The 1,331-nt window shown below is 64.5% G+C and carries 3 protein-coding genes; all 3 read left to right on the top strand.

Annotated features, from left to right (window positions below):
• Positions 1-306, top strand: a 306-nt coding sequence (locus tag AC6A67_RS03570) for a transposase (RefSeq protein WP_498035189.1), incomplete at its 5' end; no start/stop codon positions are given.
• An 8-nt stretch (positions 307-314) separates the two neighbouring features.
• Positions 315-656 carry an IS66 family insertion sequence element accessory protein TnpB gene (gene tnpB / locus AC6A67_RS03565; RefSeq protein WP_191321585.1) on the top strand — a complete coding sequence of 114 codons (342 nt, stop codon included), beginning with the start codon at positions 315-317 and terminating at the stop codon, positions 654-656.
• Between the two features lie 67 nt (positions 657-723).
• On the top strand, positions 724-1,331 hold a 608-nt coding region (locus AC6A67_RS03560), incomplete at its 3' end, for a transposase domain-containing protein (protein ID WP_498035188.1).

Here is a 1,331-nt window from a genome sequence, read left to right as displayed (position 1 = left end):
GCGCAGCTTGTGGCTGACACTCTGCTGCCCGGCGCGACGGTCGCCAGCATTGCCCGGCGTCACGGGATGCGGCCGAGCCATCTGTCATCATGGCGGACCCTGGCACGGCAGGGGAAGCTGGTGCTGCCGCCGCCAGATGACACGGTCGGGTTTGCGGCGGTGGCCATCGCCCGTCCGGCCCCGGAGATCTCCCCGTCAGAACCTGCCGGAGCAGAGATCGCGATGGGCGCCGTGACGATCCGGCTTAAGGCGGGCGCATCTGCCGAACGGATCGCAGCCATTGTGCGGGCGCTGTCGGCGTCATGACGCTTCCCATGAGCGGTCTGCGGATCATGGTGGCGACAAAGCCGATTGATTTCCGCAAGGGCCATGACAGTCTTGCCGCACTGGTGAAGAACGAACTGGACAGGGATCCATTCACCGGCACGGTGTTTGTGTTCCGCGCGCGCAAGGCGGACCGTCTGAAGCTGCTGTACTGGGACGGCACGGGCCTGGTGCTGGCATACAAGCGGCTTGAGGAACACAGCTTTGCATGGCCTGCGGTGAAAGACGGGCTGATGTCGTTGTCTCACGCCCAGTTTGAGGCGCTGTTTGCCGGCATGGACTGGCGCAGGGTCAGGGCGGTGACGGCGCGGGCCCCGCAGACGGCGGAGTAACCAGATTTATTGGGCTTCCGGCATTTTGCCACCAGGCAAGACGGAACCGCGCTGATAGACTGCCGTGATGACCGATACGGCTGATCTTCTTGCGGAAATTGCGCAATTACGGGCGCTGCTGGCGGGCTCGGAAGCCCGTGCTGCACGTCTCGACGCGCACGGGCTGCGCAAGGATGAGCGCATACAGCGGCTGGAGAAACTGGTCGCGGCGTTCCGGCAGGCGCTGTTTGGGCGCAGGTCGGAGAAGAGCGATCCGGACCAGTATGATCTGGCGCTTGAAGATATCGAAGCCGCCATGGCGACTGTGCATGCCGAAGACGAAGATGACAGCGCTGGTTATGAGGTCAATGGTTCTGCTGCCCGACGCAAGGCCCGCGCCGCCAACCGGGGGGCGCTGCCGGCGCACCTGCCGCGTATCGACGAGGTGATTGAGCCGCATGGCATGATCTGCGCCTGTGGCGGCGACCTGCATTGCATTGGCGAAGATGTCAGCGAGCGGCTGGATGTCATTCCGGCGCAGTTCCGGGTGATTGTGACCCACAGGCCAAAGTACGCCTGCCGCGCCTGCACCGATGGCGTGGTCCAGGCTCCGGCAGCTCCACATCTGGTTCCCGGCGGCCTGCCCACCGAAGCGCTTGTCGCGCATGTGCTGGTGAGTAAATACGCCGATCACCT

The sequence above is a fragment of the Camelimonas sp. FR25 genome (assembly GCF_059740505.1).
The sequence above is the reverse complement of the archived record's forward strand: the minus strand, read 5'-3'. Positions and strand labels throughout refer to the sequence as shown.